Source organism: Streptomyces canus 299MFChir4.1, from assembly GCF_000383615.1.
Lineage (GTDB): Bacteria > Actinomycetota > Actinomycetes > Streptomycetales > Streptomycetaceae > Streptomyces > Streptomyces canus_C.
Window position 1 is genome coordinate 141,561 of the sequence record NZ_KB911594.1, and the last position, 16,263, is coordinate 157,823.

Consider the following 16,263-nt stretch of genomic DNA (forward strand, 5'->3'; position numbering starts at 1 on the left):
GCCCTCCACACGCGCGTGGATCAGCGGCGGCTGGGCGTCAGGGCCTCACAGCAGCCCGTCCCACATCTGTTCGAGCAGCACCGACCACCAGCTCTCCGGCGAACCCAGCGCCGCCGGGTCGAGCGAGGCCAACTGGGCCTGGAAGTCGACGGTCCAGCGGCCCGCCTGCTCCTGGTTCAGGCCGAAGCGGAGCCGCCACATCCGGCCGAGCAGGGCCAGACAGCGCTGGAACTCGGGCAGGCCCGTGTTCACGAACTGCGGCGGTACGGGCGCACCGCCCGGCCCGGCCTCCACGGGTACGGCGACGATGTTCGCCGTGCCGTACTGCACACAGACCGCCTTGCCGAAGTCGCTGCCCATGACGAGGTACGAGCCCGCGTCGGCGGCCGGCTGCACCCCGCGCTCGGCGGCCAGCTCGGCCAGCGTCGGCACCGGCCGCCCCGGCTGGGCCTGCGCCCAGAAGAACGGGCCCATGTCGAACGGCAGCCCCGCCACGACCAGCGAGTGCGCGACGACCGGCGGCACGCCCTGGCGGTCCACCGCGACCTGCTCGAACCGGAAGATCCCCGGACCGAAGGCTCCCGCCAGCTCCTGCGCCACGCCCTCCGGCGGGATCGGCGGCGCGGCCTGGACCGGGGGCAGGGGGGCGCGTACGGGCGCCGGGCGCGCCGGGCCGTCGGCCACCTGGTGCAACTCGCCCTGGTGTGCCAGCAGTTGCTGCATGCCCTGTTGCCGGCTCGCGTGATCCGTGCCGTACGGGGCGATGCTCGCGATCCGTGCCTGCGGCCACTGCTCCCGGATCATCCGCGCGCAGTACGCTCCCGGCAGCTCGCAGGACTCCAACTCGGTGTGGAGCTCCAGCACTTGGTCCGGGGGGACGTTCATGCCACGCAGCTCGTGGAAGATCTGCCACTCCGGGTGCGGGGTCCCCGGCGCCGACCGCCGGATCAGCTGCTGCTCCGACCCGTCCTGCGCCCGGTACCGAAGCACGGCCTGGTACCCGGGCCCTACAGTGGGCTGCGACTGCTGGGGGTAGCCGTAGGCCGGGGGCGGGCCGGGGACGGGGTGCGCTTGCCCCGGCATCGGCTGTCCCGGCGGCGGCACGTGGCCCGGGGACGGTACGGCACCCGGAGGCGGGGGCGGCATCGTGCCGGGCGGCATCGGCTGCGGAGCGCCCGGAGCGGCGCCGGGGGCTTGCGGCGGTGGGGGCATGCCGGGGCCGGACCCGGGAGGCGAGGACAACATGGTTTCCGCGTGATGCACGGCTCCTGGCGCGGTCCGGGGAACCCCGGGGGGACCGGGAGGCTGCGGCGCGCCGGGAGCACCCTGAGCACCGGGGAACTGTGGTGCACCCTGAGCGCCGGGGAACTGAGCCGCGCCCGGCATACCGGGAGCGCCAGCCCCACCGGGGGCGCCCGGCGCACCCGGTGCACTCGGGAACTGCGGTGCCCCCTGTCCGACAGGAGGCTGAGCCGTACCGGCCGCACCCGGGAATCCCGAAGCCCCCGACGGAGGCGACGTGGGCGCACCAGGAGCCGCCGACGGGCCCGGCGGCTGCGGCGCCCCCGAACCCGAGGGGCCCTCGGCACCCGGCGCCGACACGAACTGAGTGGGCACGTACCCGCCCCCCGGCGCCCCGGGAACGGGGGGCGGAGTCGCACCCCCGGCCGGCGCACCGGGCACCCCTGGGGGACCGGGCGGAGGCGGCGGGGTCGAACCCCCGGCCTGCGCCCCCCGCGACGGAGGCGCCAACTTGCTGGTGGCGACATCAGCGATGTCCCTGGCACTCGGCGCGGGCCTGGGAGCACCGGGAGCACCGGGTACTTCCGCCCCAGAACCACCGGCCCCTTGCGGATACCCGTACGAGGACCCACCCGGCACAGACGGAGCCGGAGGCGGAACCGGAGTCGGACCCTGCGAAGCACCGGCCCCCGGAGCCTGCGGATACCCGTAGGAAGCCCCGTCCGACGGCGTACCCCCCTGCGGCCCCGCCTCCTCCCGCATCCCGGACGACGCCCCCCGGCCCCCCGAAATCCGCGCAGTCCTGGAGTCCAGGGGCTCCGACACCTCGGCGATCTCCGAAGCCTCCGACACCTCCACAAGCTCCGAAGCCGACGAAACCGACGAAACCCCCGCCCCCGCCTCCGTCTCCGCGGCCCCGGCCCCGTCCCCGTCGCTCACCGGCGCCGAGAACACCGTGTCCGGCAACGCCACGGAGAGATCCTCACCCCCGTTGGTGTCGGTCCCGGTCCACGGCCTCGCCTCCGCGGGCACGCCAGGCGCGGCGCCCGCCCCGGCGATCCCCAACTTGTCCGCCGCGTCCTGCAACCACTCCGGCGGTGTCAGCAGGAACGACGTCTGGTTCAGATCGACCCGGGACGCGGCCGCACCGCCCGCCGCCGCTCCCGCGTCCCCGGCCCCGTCCTCCCGCCCGTACTCCTCCTCGTACCGGCGAATGACCTCACCCACCGGCAACGAGGGCCACAGCGTGGCCTCCCCGCTGTCCCGGGCGATCACCAGCCGCTGCGCGCCCCCGTCCGAACGCGGTCCCTCCGCACGGTCCTCGGCCCACACCACGAACCCGAGGTCGAACTCCCGCACCCGCACCTCACGATGCTGGTACGACGGCACATCCCCGTTGATCCACTCTTCCGCGCGCTCCTGCGCCTGCGCGAACGTCACCATCGCTGAAGCTCACTCCCCCGACACGGAAGAAGACACGGGAACGGAACGGGCGAACCCGCCGTCCACCATCAGGTTCGCCACCGTCTCCAACTCCGGCGGATTACCGGCCAGTCGGGACAGGAACACGTCGAAGTCCGCACCGCAGGGCAGCAGCAGCCGCTCCACGCGCTCGGCGGGCGGCATCGAAGGGTCGACGTCGCGGGCGTCGTCGTAGGCGCAGAACCAGACCGAACCGATGCCCTCGCCCTTCACCTTCACGGCCAGCAGACCGCCCTGCACGAAGCCGACCCCGAGGTAGTCCTTCGTCAGATGGTCGCGCAGGCACTTGTTGACGTACACGAGGTCGTTGACCGCCGCCTCGTCGCGCACCGTGAAGAACGGCTGGTCGATCAGGAGTCCCAACTCCGCGTCCAGCGCGGCCCCCACCGGCGCCGAGCCGCCCGCCGCCTTCAGAAAGGACCGGTACGCGCCCGGCAGCCGGTACCCGAGATCCTCCTCGACCCCCTGCACCTGCGACTCCGTCACCGCCACCGACGACTTCGGCAGCCCGAAGTGCGCCGGACGCGTCTCCTGCAACGGCCGCGTCCCGCGCTTGCTCTGGTCGACACGTGTCGTCGCGATCCCGCCGTGGTGCCGCAGCAGGGCCTTCACCTCGACCGGGATCAGTTCCAGGCGCCGCGAGGCCACCACGTGGTGCCAGGTCCAGCCGTGCGGTGTCGCCACCGCCGGCACCGTGTCCCACAGCTCGTGGCCGGTCGCCGCGAGCGCCGCGTTCGCCGACACGTAGTCCGTCAGCCGCAGTTCGTCGACCCCGAAACCCTCCGGCGGCTCGGCGATCTCCGCGGCGGCCCGCGCGTAGGGCGAGAAGTCGGGGTAGCCACGCTCGTCCACCCGTACCCCTCTGGGATGACGGGCGGCCCGGACCGGATCCGGGAAATGCACGACCTGCCCGGCATAGGCCGCGTTCGGCGGCGCGGCTTGTTGCCCGAGCCGACCTGTCGTCATGGCGAAAGCCCCCTGCGGCGCTCTGGTACGACCCGCGGCGACCCCCCGGGCAAAGCAGGGTGCCGCCACGCGCCGTATCGACTGTCTCGTCCGTCTCCACGCGTCAACCGCGCGCATCGCGGCGACCACTTGGATCGCGGTGCCGACAGCCTATGCGGTACGACGACACCGGTCACCGGGCACCGGCCAGGCCCCCTCCGCTTCCGTGACCAGCCGTCACCCCACCGTGACGGAGCCACCGAACACGGGCGTGTCGCACCGCCCCAGCTTCCGCACCAGCCACGCCATTTGGCAGTCTGTGCCCTCCGGGGGGATGCTCGGGAGGGGATGACGATCATGAACACGACGCAGACGGGACCGCAGACAGGACCGCACACGGGCACGACGACCGGTACGCACGGCAGCCCGCACACCGGCGTCAACGGCGATCCCCGCATCGGCTGGAGCAGCGCCGAGAGACCCCACGCGCCCACCCTCCGCCACCGCCGCGACGGCATACTGCCCACGGTCGCCGCCGCCCTCTCCGTGCGCGGCGCCACCCTCACCTCCACCGCCGCCCGCGGCGACCAGCCCCCGCCGCTGCACCCGCTCGTCCAGGACTTCCTCGACACGCTCGGCAGCGACCGGCGCGACCGCTTCACCGGCCGCTGCGCCGAGACCATGCTCATATCGCGGCACATCGCCGCCGCCGACGCCGCCCGCAGCAAGCGCGCCGCCCGCAAACCGATGACCAACGGCGAGGCCCGCCGCGCCCTCAAGCAGGCCAAACTCACCGCCCGCCGCATCCGCGAGGACGGTGACCCGCTGCACGGCAGTTTCGCCGCCCCCTGCCGCGCCTGCACCGCCCTCAGCGCCCACTTCGGCGTACGCATCGTCGACCCGACGGCGGACGGCGGCTGACACCCCCCACCGAACGACCCGAACGACCCGCACGACGGCGCCCGACACGCAACACCCCGGCGCCCACCCATGACCTCGACGAACGCGAAGGGCAGATGCACCCCGACCGCACCGGTACCACCCGCTTCCCCGTCCCCGTCGACGCCGTGCTGCGCGCCGCCGGCTGGCAGCCCGGACGCTGGGACATAAAGCAGGCCGAGATCTGGGCCGACGCCCTGCGCGACCACACCTCGCCCGCCGGACACCGGCACGCCGTGTTCCCGGCCGCCGTCGAGGCCTGGGCGGAGTTCGGCGGACTCCATCTGACCCCCGCCGGCCCCGGCCGCCAGGTCGCGCCCGCCCGGCTCCACCTCGACCCGCTGCACGGACTCCACATGGCCCGCACCCTCGCCGACCTCGGCCGCGCCCTCGACACCGAGGTCTGCCCCGTCGGCGCCGAGACCGACACCCAGGCGCTCCTCGCCATCGACACCGAGGGTCGCGTCTACGCCCTCGACCACACCGGCGACTGGTACCTCGGCCCCGACATCGACCAGGCCCTCGCCGGCCTCGTCTCCGGCATCGAACCCACCCGCCTCACCGCCGACTGACCTCCACGACGGCGACGACGGGGCGTGGGTCCCACGACGGTCACGCCGCCGGAATCACCGCCGACACCCGGAAACCCCCGGCCTCCGTGGGCCCCGACACGAACACCCCGCCCAGCGCGGAGACCCGCTCCTTCATCCCCACCAGGCCGTTGCCCCCCGAAGGCAGCCTGGCCGACGCGAGGGACGAGATCTCCGGCGGCGGTTCGTTCTCCACCTGCATCGCGATCTCCGACACCCGGTGCGCCAGGCGTACGTGCGTCTTCGCACCCGCCGCGTGCTTGTGGACGTTCGTCAACGCCTCCTGCACCACGCGGAACGCCGTCTGCTCGATCTGCGCGGCGTACGACCGCACGTCACCCTCCACCGACAGATCCACGGCCATGCCGGCCGCGGCCGACTGCCCGATCAGCGTCTCCAGATCGTCCAGACTGGGCCCGTCGGCCTCGTCCACCGCCCGCGAGGCCGCCGCGGCCGCCGCCACCCCCACCGCGACGAGCGGCACCGCCGCCCGCTCGTGACGCCCGAACCCGTCCCCGCTGCGCAGCACCCCGAGCATCTCCCGCAGCTCGGTGAGCGCCTGCCGGCCCATGTCCCCCACCAGGGCCGCGTTCTTCACGGCCTTCTCGGGATCCTTGCGGGCCACGGCCTGCAGGGCGGCCGCGTGCACCACCATCAGGCTCACCCGGTGCGCCACGACGTCGTGCATCTCACGGGCGATACGGGTCCGCTCCTCGCCCCGCGCCCACTCCGCCCGCTCCTCGGCGCGCTCGGCGAGCAGCTGGAGCTCCCGCTCGAGGTCGTCGGCCCGCTCCCGCAGACTCTCCATCAGCCGGCGCCGGGCCCCCACATACAGCCCGAGCAGCAGGGGCGGCGCGGTCATCCCGATCGCGGTCGTGATCGACGCGAAGGGTACGAACCAGTCCCCCAGGTCCAGTTCGCCGTGCGCCATGTCCTGGCGCACCCGCACGAACATCACGATCAGCATCCCGACGAGGGACATCCCCGCCAGCGAGCCGATGATCCGGCGCGGCAGCTCGGACGCGGCGAGCGTGTACAGGCCGACGATGCCCATGAGGTAGCCCATCTGGGCGGGCGTGATGGCGATGCTCACGAGCACGACGGCGATCGGCCACTTGCGCCGGACGACCAGCACCGACCCCGCCAGCACCCCGAACACGATCCCCGCGGCCATCGGGATCCCCGCGTCGTCCGCGAACCGGATCCCCTCGAACGCGCACTCCACCGCGGACGCCGACGCCAGGCCCACGTCCAGCACCGCACTGCGCCACCGTGCCCACCACCACGGCCCCTTCTGTGCCGCGGTGGTGTCTTCCCCCGTCGTGGTCATGCCTCCAGCCTACGGGCGCCCCCCGCCGGATTTCCGGTGACTTTCGACGACTGGCCTACACCACATCGAGTGACCGATCGACTACGAAACGACCCGGTATCCCTCGAACTGCTGAATCGCTCACCGTTCGAGGCCGGAACACCACCTTCCACCCGCACGGTATGCCCATGGCACATCCACAGGGCAAATACGCGGACTTCGAGGACTTGCGGGAGCAGGCGATGACTCTCCGACGCCACGGGTACAGCCTTCGGCAGATCCGCGAGGAGTTGAAGATCTCCAACAACGACATCCTCCAGCGGCTGGTGAAGGGCGAACCGCCGCCGGAGTGGACGAGACGACCGAACGCGAAGGACGACCTGCGCGAGAGGGCGCGGGAGCTACGACTCCAGGGCTGGACCTACGACCGGATCGGGGCCGAACTGGGCTACTCCAAGAGTTCTGTGTCGCTATGGGTGCGGGACCTGCCACCCCCGGAGCCCAAGTCCACACCGGAAGAACAGCGCGCACGCATGAACGCCGGGCTGGCACGCCTGCGACACGCCCAGGACCAAGAGCGTCAAGCGACCAAGGCGGCAGCGGAAGCGGCCGTCGGCGAGATGTCGGACCGCGAACTCTTCTTCACGGGAGTGGCGCTCTACTGGGCCGAGGGCGCCAAGGACAAGCCGCACCGTCGGACCGAGGTGCTGCAGTTCATCAACAGCGACCCCAACGTGATCAGGCTCTTCCTGCGCTGGCTCGAGTTCCTCGGGGTCCAGCGGGAACGCCTGACCCTACGGGTCAGCATCCACGAGAGCGCAGATGTGGAGTCCGCCGAGATGTTCTGGGCCGACATTGCCGGTGTCGACACGTCGGCATTCAGCAAGGCCACCCTGAAACGACACAACCCCCGAACGGTTCGCAAGAACACCGGACCCACCTACCACGGCTGTCTCGTGATTTACGTCCGGCAGAGCGCCGATCTGTACCGTCGCATGGAGGGCGCCTGGTACGGCATAGTAGGAGCCGCCACTCGGCGACCTGACTGAATGTCCGGTTTAGTCGAATTCATTCCCCCGTGGTGTAATTGGCAGCACTGTGGCTTTTGGTGCCATCTGTCCGGGTTCGAGTCCTGGCGGGGGAGCCACGCTCTGTTCGGGCCCTGACAGCACTGTCAGGGCCCACTCTCATGTCCCCCCTGAAACGCCCCGGTATCCTGCGGATGTCACCCTCCCCCTCCACAGCCGAAGGGCATCCCGTGAGCGCCATTCGCCCGGCAGCCGTCGTCGTTCTCGCAGCGGGTGAGGGCACCCGTATGAAGTCGGCCACACCCAAGGTCCTGCACGAGCTCTGTGGCCGCAGCCTTGTGGGGCATGTGCTCGCCGCCGCCCGCGAGCTGGACCCCGAGAACCTCGTCGTGGTCGTGGGGCACGCCCGGGAGAAGGTCACCGCGCATCTCGCCGGCACCGACGCCGACGTACGAACGGCCGTGCAGGCGCAGCAGAACGGCACCGGGCACGCCGTACGGATGGCCCTGGAGGAGCTGGGCGGCCGCGTCGACGGGACCGTCGTCGTGGTGTGCGGGGACACCCCGCTGCTGACCGGAGAGACCCTCAACGCCCTTGCCGCCACGCACTCCGCGGACGGCAACGCCGTCACCGTGCTGAGCGCCGACGTGCCGGACGCGACGGGGTACGGGCGGATCGTGCGGGACGAGACCTCGGGTGCCGTGACCGAGATCGTCGAGCACAAGGACGCCTCCGAGGCGCAGCGGGAGATCCGGGAGATCAACTCCGGGGTGTTCGCCTTCGACGGGCAGTTGCTCGCGGACGCGCTGGGCAAGGTGCGCACCGACAACTCCCAGGGTGAGGAGTACCTCACCGACGTGCTCGGGATCCTCCGTGCGGCCGGGCACCGTGTCGGCGCCTGCGTCGCGGGCGACCACCGGGAGATCGCCGGGATCAACAACCGGGTGCAGCTCTCCGAGGCGCGGCGCATTCTCAACGACCGGCTGCTGACCCGGGCGATGCTCTCCGGTGTCACCGTGATCGATCCGGCGACCACGTGGGTCGACGTCACCGTCACCTTCGACCAGGACGCCGTGGTCCACCCGGGCACGCAGCTGCACGGTTCGACGCATGTCGGCGAAGGCGCCGAGGTGGGTCCCAACAGCCGCCTCACGGACACCCACGTCGGAGCGGGGGCGCGCGTCGACACCACCGTCGCCTACAGCTCCCACGTCGGCGACCACGCGACCGTCGGACCGTTCGCCTACCTCCGTCCCGGCACCCGGCTGGGTGCCAAGGGCAAGATCGGGACGTACGTCGAGACGAAGAACGCGCAGATCGGCGAGGGCAGCAAGGTGCCGCACCTCTCCTATGTCGGGGACGCCACCATCGGTGAGTACAGCAACATCGGCGCCGCGAGCGTGTTCGTGAACTACGACGGTCAGGACAAGCACCACACGACCGTCGGGTCGCATTGCCGTACGGGTTCGGACAACATGTTTGTGGCGCCTGTCACGGTCGGGGACGGTGCGTACACCGCCGCAGGGTCGGTGATCACGAAGGATGTGCCGCCCGGTTCGCTGGCCGTGGCCCGTGGCCAGCAGCGGAATATCGAGGGTTGGGTGGCCCGGAAGCGTCCGGGGAGCGCGGCGGCGAAGGCTGCCGAGGCGGCTTCCCGGGAGGGCGCGAGCGAGGACTGACCGGAAACAGGTGCGCCGAAGTCGTCGTACCGTGATAAGTGCACACCCGCACCCCACCAGCTGAGACGGCCCGTCGCGCCCAGCGGCGCGGTCTGTCGACGTACGGCTGAGACACCTCTGAGGAGACAGTGCTGTGACCGGGATCAAGACGACCGGCGAGAAGAAGATGATGTTCTTCTCCGGCCGCGCCCACCCCGAGCTTGCCAAGGAGGTCGCCCAGCAGCTGGGTGTCGGGGTGGTCCCGACCAAGGCCTTCGACTTCGCGAACGGCGAGATCTACGTCCGCTACCAGGAGTCGGCCCGTGGCGCCGACTGCTTCGTGATCCAGAGCCACACGGCTCCGATCAACCAGTGGATCATGGAGCAGCTGATCATGATCGACGCGCTGAAGCGGGCGTCGGCCCGCTCCATCACCGTCATCGTGCCGTTCTACGGTTACGCGCGGCAGGACAAGAAGCACCGTGGCCGTGAGCCGATCTCGGCGCGGCTGATCGCGGATCTGATGAAGACCGCCGGTGCCGACCGGCTGCTGACCGTCGATCTGCACACCGACCAGATCCAGGGCTTCTTCGACGGGCCCGTGGACCATCTCTTCGCGCTTCCGCTGCTCGCGGACTACGTGGGCCGCAAGGTCGACCGGAACAAGCTGACGGTCGTGTCCCCGGACGCGGGCCGGGTGCGGGTCGCGGACCGCTGGTGCGACCGGCTGGGCGCGCCGCTGGCGATCGTGCACAAGCGGCGTGACAAGGACGTGGCGAACCAGGTGACCGTCCACGAGGTCGTGGGTGAGGTCAAGGGCCGGGTGTGTGTCCTGGTCGACGACATGATCGACACGGGTGGCACGATCTGCGCGGCCGCGGACGCGCTGTTCGCGCACGGCGCGGAGGACGTCATCGTGACGGCCACCCACGGTGTGCTGTCCGGTCCGGCGGCGGACCGGCTGAAGAACTCCCGGGTGGGCGAGTTCGTGTTCACCAACACCCTGCCGACGCCGGGTGAGCTGGGCCGGGACCTGGACAAGCTGACGGTCCTGTCGATCGCGCCGACGATCGCGAGCGCCGTGCGTGAGGTGTTCGAGGACGGTTCGGTGACGAGCCTGTTCGACGAGCAGTAGGCGCGCCGGTACTCCGTAAAAACGCTTCTGCATGATCGATTTTCCTACGGCCTTCCGCGCCGAGTAGACTGCCTCAGTTGCTCGGCGAGGGAGGCCGTACCTGTTCGCGCAGGTGTCGGCGGTCCGTTATCGACGCGCTCTTCGTAGCAGGCCGTTCGTGGCCGGGTGACCTCCCCCACTCTCGACTCCGCTCGAGCGGGGGGACCCCCATCGCAAAAGTTCTACGAGGAGTGATCCGCATGTCCGAGGTCAAGATCGCCGCCGAGACCCGTTCGGAGTTCGGCAAGGGTGCCGCCCGCCGTATCCGCCGTGACAACAAGGTTCCCGGTGTTCTGTACGGTCGCGGTTCCGACCCCATCCACCTGACCCTCCCGGGCCACGAGCTGCTGCTCGCGCTGCGTACGTCGAACGTCCTGATCTCCCTGGACATCGACGGCAAGACCAACGAGCTGGCCATCCCGAAGTCCGTGCAGCGTGACCCGATCAAGGGCTACCTGGAGCACGTCGACCTCCAGCTGGTCAAGCGCGGCGAGCAGGTCAACGTCGAGATCTACGTCCAGACCGAGGGCGAGCTGGCCCCGGGTGCCTTCCTCCTGGAGCACGTCCTGAACGCGCTTCCGGTCGTGGCCGAGGCCACGCACATCCCCGAGTCGGTCACCGTCTCCATCGCGGGCCTGGCCGCGGGTGACTCCATCCTCGCCAAGGACATCACCCTGCCGAAGGGCACCACGCTGGACGTCGACGGCGAGACCGTCGTCCTTCAGGTCCTGGCCGCGCAGGCCGAGGAGTCCGAGGGCGAGGCCGCCGAGGGCGACGAGTCCGCCGAGGCCTGATCGACGGTTCGGCCCTGGCCGTAGTGCCGCCGCCTCCCCGGCGCCCGGTACCGCGGCAGCGATATACGCTCCAGCCGCCGCCCCTGTCCGGGGGCGGCGGCTGCGGCATGTGCAGAGGAGAGATGGACGTGACTACCCCCGCCAACGCCCCCTGGCTGATCGTCGGCCTCGGGAACCCGGGGCCCGAGTACGCGGGCAATCGGCACAACGTGGGTTTCATGGTGGCCGATCTGCTGGCCGAGCGGGTCGGGGGCCGGTTCAAGCGGGCCGGGAAGGCACAGGCGCAGGTCATTGAGGGGCGGATCGGGCCGCCGGGACCGGCGAACCGGCGGGTGGTCCTGGCGAAGCCGATGTCGTTCATGAACCTGTCCGGCGGTCCGGTGAACGCGCTCAAGGACTTCTACAAGGTGCCGGTCGCCAACGTCGTGGCGATCCATGACGAGCTGGACATCGACTACGGCGTTCTGCGGCTGAAGCTGGGCGGCGGGGACAACGGTCACAACGGGCTGAAGTCGATGACGAAGGCGTTCGGGGCGGAGTACCACCGGGTGCGGTTCGGGATCGGGCGTCCGCCGGGCCGTATGCAGGTGGCGGACTTCGTGCTGAAGGACTTCTCGTCGAGCGAGCGCAAGGAGCTCGACTACTTCGTGGACCGTGCGGCCGACGCGGTGGAGGCTCTGGTGATCGAGGGTCTCGAGCGGGCGCAAAGCACGTACAACTCCTGACTTGTCCGCCGGTCCGCCGGACCCGAGTTGACCCCGCGCAGGGCCATGGCCAATGATCCCCGCCATGCCTGCCACGACCCTCACCTCCCGCCGGGCCTCGTTCGCCGCGCTGCGGTTCGGACGGCTCGCGTCGATGGGTGCGGTCGCGCTGCTGATCCTGGTCGCGGGGGTGTGGGCGTCCTGGGGCAGCGCGCAGTACGTGATGCTGACCAAGGGGCGCGAGCGCGGCACGATCGAGGTGGCCCGGTGCGCGCGGGAGGTGTGCAGCGGTCCGTACAGGCCGTTGTCGCACGGGTCCGTGGCGCGGGACCGGGTCGTCATCGAGAAGACGGTGGCGGTGCGCAAGGGCCGGACCTACCCGGTCGTGGTGAAGCCCGGCAGCGCCGAGGTCGTGCTGTCGGGGCGGGCCGGGGTGCTGTACGCCTGGGTGCCGATGGGCGGGGCGCTGCTGCTGGCTTCGGTGGTCGTGGCGGGCGGACTGCGCAGGACCCGGTTCGCGTGGGTGCTGGCGGGGTCGGGAATCGCCCTGCTCACGGCGGCTTTCGTGACCATCTGACGGCTTTCGCCGTTCTCCGCTTCTGTGGAGAACCTGAGTGTTCTCTGTTCGTGATTGACCAGAGGTCAGTCGCGGCTGGATGCTGAGCCGCCCCCTCCACATCTTCCCGTTTCACTCTCGAAGATGGATTACTGCCCCATGCGCACCCTCACCCGCTTCGGCGTCCTGTCCGCCGTCGCCTCGGCGGCCTTCCTGGTCGCCCCGGTCGCCCACGCCACCCCTCAGGGTGACAACGGAACCGTGAAGATCCACGACGCCGCCACCGGCGAAGAGCTCCGCAAGAACGAGCCGCACGTCTGCACCTTCTATCTCGACGCCTTCGGCTTCGACGCCGTCCAGGAGGTCGACTGGCACATCGAGGCCTGGGCCCCGACGGCCGACGTCAAGGGCGAGACCGTGAAGTCCGGCGAGATCACGCTGGACTCCGACGGCCACGGCCGTACGAACGACCTCTCGCTGCCCGACGGGCACTACAAGCTGTTCTGGAACTTCGACGGAGAGAAGGGCGCCGCCAAGCACAAGGTGTTCTGGACGGACTGCGAGGACGAGCAGGGCGGTGGCGGCGGTACGGCCGCCCCCACCCCGTCCGGCTCGTCCACCACGGAACCGAGCGGCGGTCCGAGCACCGGTCCGAGCGCCGAGCCCAGCGAGTCCACCGAGGCCGGGGCGTCCGCGTCGGCCTCCTCCTCCGCCTCCGCGCAGGGCTCCGCCGGAGACCTCGCCGAGACCGGCAACAGCGCTCCGGTCGGCCTGCTCGCGGGCGTCTCCGCCGCGCTGGTGGCAGCGGGCGGTTACCTCGTCGCCAGGCGGCGCCGGGCCTGACATACCGGAGAAAGGCGGTGCCCCCGGATCCCGGGGGCACCGCCTTTCTCCGTGTGGAGGTCAGCCGGTGTTGCGCAGGCCGGCCGCCACGCCGTTGACGGTCAGGAGCAGGGCGCGGGCGAGCAGCGGGTCGGGCTCCTCGCCCGCGGCCGCCGCGTCGCGCTGGCGCTTGAGCAGCGTCACCTGGAGGTAGGAGATCGGGTCCAGGTAGGCGTCGCGGATCGCGAAGGTCTGCTTGAGGACAGGAGTGGCGTCGAGGAGTTCGTCCTCGCCCGTGACCCTGAGGACCTCGCGGACGGTGAGCTCGTGCTCGGCCTCGATGGCGGCGAAGACGTGCTGGAGCTCGGCGGGGACGAGGGTCTCGACGTAGTGGCGGGCGATGCGCAGGTCGGTCTTCGCGAGCGTCATCTCGACGTTGGAGATGAAGTTCCGGAAGAAGTGCCACTGCTCGTGCATCTCGTCGAGCACCGTGTCCAGGCCCGCCTCGCGCAGCGCCTTCAGGCCGGAGCCGACGCCGAACCAGCCGGGCACGATCTGCCGGGACTGGGTCCAGCCGAACACCCACGGGATGGCCCGCAGTCCGTCCAGGGAGACGCCCGAGCCGGGGCGGCGGGAGGGCCGTGAGCCGAGGTGCAGGTCGGCGAGCTGGTCCACCGGCGTCGACGCGACGAAGTACGTCGGCAGGTCCGGGTCCTCGACGAGCCTGCGGTACGCGGCGTGAGCGGCGTCGGAGACGACGTCCATGGCCGCGTCCCAGCGGGCCAGCGCCTCGTCGGACTGACGGGGAGCCGTGTGCAGGGCGGAGGCCTGCAGGGTGGCCGCGACCGTCAGCTCCAGGTTCTCCCGGGCCAGGGACGGCACGAGGTACTTGTCGGAGATGACCTCGCCCTGCTCGGTGACCTTGATCTCGCCCTCCAGGGTGCCCCACGGCTGGGCGAGGATGGCGTCGTGGGAGGGGCCGCCGCCGCGGCCGACGGTGCCGCCGCGGCCGTGGAAGAGGCGCAGGCGTACGCCGTACCGGTGCGCCACGTCACGCAGCCGCCGCTGGGCGCGGTGGATCTCCCACTGGGAGGTGGTGATGCCGCCGAACTTCGAGGAGTCGGAGTAGCCGAGCATGACCTCCTGGACGTCCCCGCGCAGGGCCACGAGCCTGCGGTACGAGGGGTCGGAGAGCATGTCCTCCAGGATGGTGTCGGCGGCCTTGAGCTCGTCGGTGGTCTCCAGGAGCGGCACGATGCCGATCTTCGCCCACCCGGCGTGCAGGTCGAGCAGGCCGGCCTCGCGGGCCAGCACCGCCGCCGCGAAGACGTCGTCGGCGCCCTGGCACATCGAGATGATGTACGACTCGATGACCTCGGGTCCGAAGACGGCAAGGGCCCGCTTCACGGTCTGGAAGACACCGAGGGTCTTCTCGCCGGCCGCGTCCACCGGAGCCGGGGTGGGCGCGAGGGGCCGGCGGGAGCGCAGCTCCTTCGCGAGCAGCTTGGCCCGGTACTCGCGGGGCATGTCCGCGTACCGCCAGGACTCCTCGCCGAGCCGGTCGAAGAGCTGGCCGAGGGCGTGGTGGTGGGCGTCGGCGTGCTCGCGGACGTCCATGGTGGCGAGCTGGAGGCCGAAGGCGGACAGGGTGCGGATGGTGCGGTCCATCCGGCCGTCCGCGAAGAGGCCGCCCCGGTGCTCGCGCAGCGAGGTCTGGATCAGCGTGAGGTCGCTCAGCAGCTCGCTGGTGCCGAGGTAGTCGCGGCCGTCCTCGTGCGGGATGCCCTTGGCCAGGCGCGTCTTGGTGTTCTCCAGCTTCTGCCGGATGCAGGTGGCCTTGAGGCGGTACGGCTCCTCGGCGTTGAGCCGCTTGTAGCGGGGGCTGATCTCCGGCAGGCGCTCCAGGTCGGCCTTCAGGGACTCCAGGAGTTCCTCGGTGGCGCCGGTGTAGCGGATGGAGTTGGACAGGAAGCCGCGCAGCTCGTCGATGAGCTCCAGGGCGTCGTTGATGCCGTGCTCGTGCTGGAGGATCAGGACGTCCCAGGTGACCTGGGGGGTGACGTTGGGGTTGCCGTCCCGGTCGCCGCCGATCCAGGTGCCGAAGGTGAGGGGCCGGGTGGCGTCGGGGATCCTGACGCCGACGCGCTCCAGCTCGGCCGTCAGGTCCTCCAGGACGTCGCCCACGGCGCCGGCGTGCAGCTCGTCGAGGTAGTAGATGGCGTTGCGGGCCTCGTCGGCGGGCTCGGGGCGCACCACCCGGAGTTCGTCGGTCTGCCAGACGAGGTCGATGTTCTCGGCCAGACGGGTGTCGTAGCGGCGGCGGTCCGTCTCGATGACCGGGGTCTCCAGGAGGGCTGCGATCCGGCGGAGCTTGTTCAGTACGGAGCGGCGGGCGGCCTCGGTCGGGTGGGCGGTGAAGACCGGGCGGACGTTGAGGTTGGCGACGGTCTGGCGCAGGTGCTCGGGGTCTGCGTCCTTGAGCCGGTCGGCCGTACGGGCGAGGAGACCGCCCTCGGCGGCGCGCCGGGCCCGCAGCTCGCGGCCGCGGTGCACCTGCTCGGTGACATTGGCCAGGTGGAAGTAGGTGGAGAAGGCCCGTACCAGCTTGGCGGCGGTCTCCAGTTCGATGCCGCGCAGCAGCTCGGCGGCGGCCTCGCCGTCCTCACGGGTGAGGCGGCGCACCTTCTCGACGAGTTCCAGCAGCTCGGGGCCCTCCTGGCGGACCAGGGTCTCGCCCAGGAGGTCGCCCAGCCGGCGGATGTCGGCGCGCAGTTCGGTACTGGTCGACATGGCGCTCGTGGTCAGGTCGTCGGCACTGCTCACAGGTGCGGCTCCTTGCAGTGTTGAAGCTCGTCCGGCAGGGGAACCCGGAGTGCGGTCGTGCGGCAGCCGCCGCATAGGGCCGGGCCATCCGGGAAGAAATCAGAGCGGACCGCGCTGTCCGACCGACTCCAAGGATAGGTGTCCATGCGGACGCGCAGACTTTCGGGCTCTTGCCGCAGGGCGCCGCACTGCCATAC

General features: G+C 71.1%; 13 protein-coding genes and 1 tRNA gene. 10 read left to right on the forward strand and 4 right to left on the reverse strand.

The annotated features are described in order from the left end of the window. Positions 1-45: 45 nt before the first annotated feature. Both H293_RS55190 and H293_RS0126450 read right to left on the reverse strand, forming a co-directional pair. A complete protein-coding gene (locus H293_RS55190) occupies positions 46-2,685 on the reverse strand; it encodes an SUKH-4 family immunity protein (RefSeq protein ID WP_078612668.1) in 2,640 nt (879 codons plus the stop codon). Between the two features lie 9 nt (positions 2,686-2,694). Further along, positions 2,695-3,690 carry an SMI1/KNR4 family protein gene (locus tag H293_RS0126450; protein ID WP_028808218.1) on the reverse strand — a complete coding sequence of 332 codons (996 nt, stop codon included), beginning with the start codon at positions 3,688-3,690 and terminating at the stop codon, positions 2,695-2,697. 327 nt (positions 3,691-4,017) lie between these two features. On the opposite strand from H293_RS0126450, the gene H293_RS0126455 reads away from it, so the two are divergent. Both H293_RS0126455 and H293_RS0126460 read left to right on the forward strand, forming a co-directional pair. Further along, positions 4,018-4,590, forward strand: coding sequence for a YwqJ-related putative deaminase (locus H293_RS0126455; RefSeq protein WP_020120857.1), 573 nt, complete (start codon positions 4,018-4,020; stop codon positions 4,588-4,590). 95 nt (positions 4,591-4,685) lie between these two features. Then, positions 4,686-5,180, forward strand: coding sequence for an SUKH-3 domain-containing protein (locus H293_RS0126460; RefSeq protein WP_020120858.1), 495 nt, complete (start codon positions 4,686-4,688; stop codon positions 5,178-5,180). A 40-nt stretch (positions 5,181-5,220) separates the two neighbouring features. Here the strand turns inward: H293_RS0126460 and H293_RS0126465 are convergent, their stop codons facing one another. Next, complete coding sequence (locus H293_RS0126465) at positions 5,221-6,528, reverse strand: sensor histidine kinase (protein ID WP_020120859.1); 1,308 nt, start codon at positions 6,526-6,528, stop codon at positions 5,221-5,223. 167 nt (positions 6,529-6,695) lie between these two features. On the opposite strand from H293_RS0126465, the gene H293_RS0126470 reads away from it, so the two are divergent. From H293_RS0126470 to H293_RS0126505, 8 genes are all read left to right on the forward strand, one after another. Next, positions 6,696-7,556, forward strand: coding sequence for a terminase gpP N-terminus-related DNA-binding protein (locus H293_RS0126470; RefSeq protein ID WP_020120860.1), 861 nt, complete (start codon positions 6,696-6,698; stop codon positions 7,554-7,556). A gap of 23 nt (positions 7,557-7,579) precedes the next feature. Further along, positions 7,580-7,654: transfer RNA gene (locus tag H293_RS0126475), tRNA-Gln, on the forward strand. Between the two features lie 111 nt (positions 7,655-7,765). Then, complete coding sequence (glmU, locus tag H293_RS0126480; RefSeq protein WP_078612669.1) at positions 7,766-9,214, forward strand: bifunctional UDP-N-acetylglucosamine diphosphorylase/glucosamine-1-phosphate N-acetyltransferase GlmU; 1,449 nt, start codon at positions 7,766-7,768, stop codon at positions 9,212-9,214. A gap of 133 nt (positions 9,215-9,347) precedes the next feature. Continuing rightward, positions 9,348-10,328, forward strand: a complete 981-nt coding sequence (locus H293_RS0126485; RefSeq protein ID WP_020120862.1) for a ribose-phosphate diphosphokinase — start codon at positions 9,348-9,350, stop codon at positions 10,326-10,328. A gap of 239 nt (positions 10,329-10,567) precedes the next feature. After that, on the forward strand, positions 10,568-11,161 hold the full coding sequence (locus tag H293_RS0126490; protein ID WP_020120863.1) for a 50S ribosomal protein L25/general stress protein Ctc: 594 nt from the start codon (positions 10,568-10,570) through the stop codon (positions 11,159-11,161). Positions 11,162-11,283: 122 nt separating this feature from the next. Continuing rightward, the gene (gene pth, locus H293_RS0126495; RefSeq protein WP_020120864.1) at positions 11,284-11,886 is read left to right on the forward strand and encodes an aminoacyl-tRNA hydrolase; all 603 of its coding nucleotides are present in this window, start codon (positions 11,284-11,286) and stop codon (positions 11,884-11,886) included. Between the two features lie 52 nt (positions 11,887-11,938). Continuing rightward, positions 11,939-12,442, forward strand: coding sequence for a hypothetical protein (locus H293_RS0126500; protein ID WP_028808219.1), 504 nt, complete (start codon positions 11,939-11,941; stop codon positions 12,440-12,442). A 138-nt stretch (positions 12,443-12,580) separates the two neighbouring features. Next, on the forward strand, positions 12,581-13,264 hold the full coding sequence (locus H293_RS0126505) for an LPXTG cell wall anchor domain-containing protein (protein ID WP_020120866.1): 684 nt from the start codon (positions 12,581-12,583) through the stop codon (positions 13,262-13,264). A gap of 60 nt (positions 13,265-13,324) precedes the next feature. Here H293_RS0126505 and ppc read toward each other — a convergent pair whose 3' ends face one another. Continuing rightward, complete coding sequence (gene ppc / locus H293_RS0126510) at positions 13,325-16,066, reverse strand: phosphoenolpyruvate carboxylase (protein WP_020120867.1); 2,742 nt, start codon at positions 16,064-16,066, stop codon at positions 13,325-13,327. Positions 16,067-16,263: the final 197 nt, after the last annotated feature.

What these genes read in the sequence shown, in the direction of transcription:
- H293_RS55190 (WP_078612668.1), bottom strand. Translation starts at nt 2,685, where the DNA reads ATGGTGACGTTCGCGCAGGCGCAGGAGCGCGCGGAAGAGTGGATCAAC.
- pth (WP_020120864.1), top strand. Translation starts at nt 11,284, where the DNA reads ATGGACGTGACTACCCCCGCCAACGCCCCCTGGCTGATCGTCGGCCTC.
- H293_RS0126455 (WP_020120857.1), top strand. Translation starts at nt 4,018, where the DNA reads ATGACGATCATGAACACGACGCAGACGGGACCGCAGACAGGACCGCAC.
- H293_RS0126490 (WP_020120863.1), top strand. Translation starts at nt 10,568, where the DNA reads ATGTCCGAGGTCAAGATCGCCGCCGAGACCCGTTCGGAGTTCGGCAAG.
- H293_RS0126465 (WP_020120859.1), bottom strand. Translation starts at nt 6,528, where the DNA reads ATGACCACGACGGGGGAAGACACCACCGCGGCACAGAAGGGGCCGTGG.
- H293_RS0126450 (WP_028808218.1), bottom strand. Translation starts at nt 3,690, where the DNA reads ATGACGACAGGTCGGCTCGGGCAACAAGCCGCGCCGCCGAACGCGGCC.
- H293_RS0126460 (WP_020120858.1), top strand. Translation starts at nt 4,686, where the DNA reads ATGCACCCCGACCGCACCGGTACCACCCGCTTCCCCGTCCCCGTCGAC.
- H293_RS0126470 (WP_020120860.1), top strand. Translation starts at nt 6,696, where the DNA reads ATGGCACATCCACAGGGCAAATACGCGGACTTCGAGGACTTGCGGGAG.
- H293_RS0126500 (WP_028808219.1), top strand. Translation starts at nt 11,939, where the DNA reads ATGATCCCCGCCATGCCTGCCACGACCCTCACCTCCCGCCGGGCCTCG.
- H293_RS0126505 (WP_020120866.1), top strand. Translation starts at nt 12,581, where the DNA reads ATGCGCACCCTCACCCGCTTCGGCGTCCTGTCCGCCGTCGCCTCGGCG.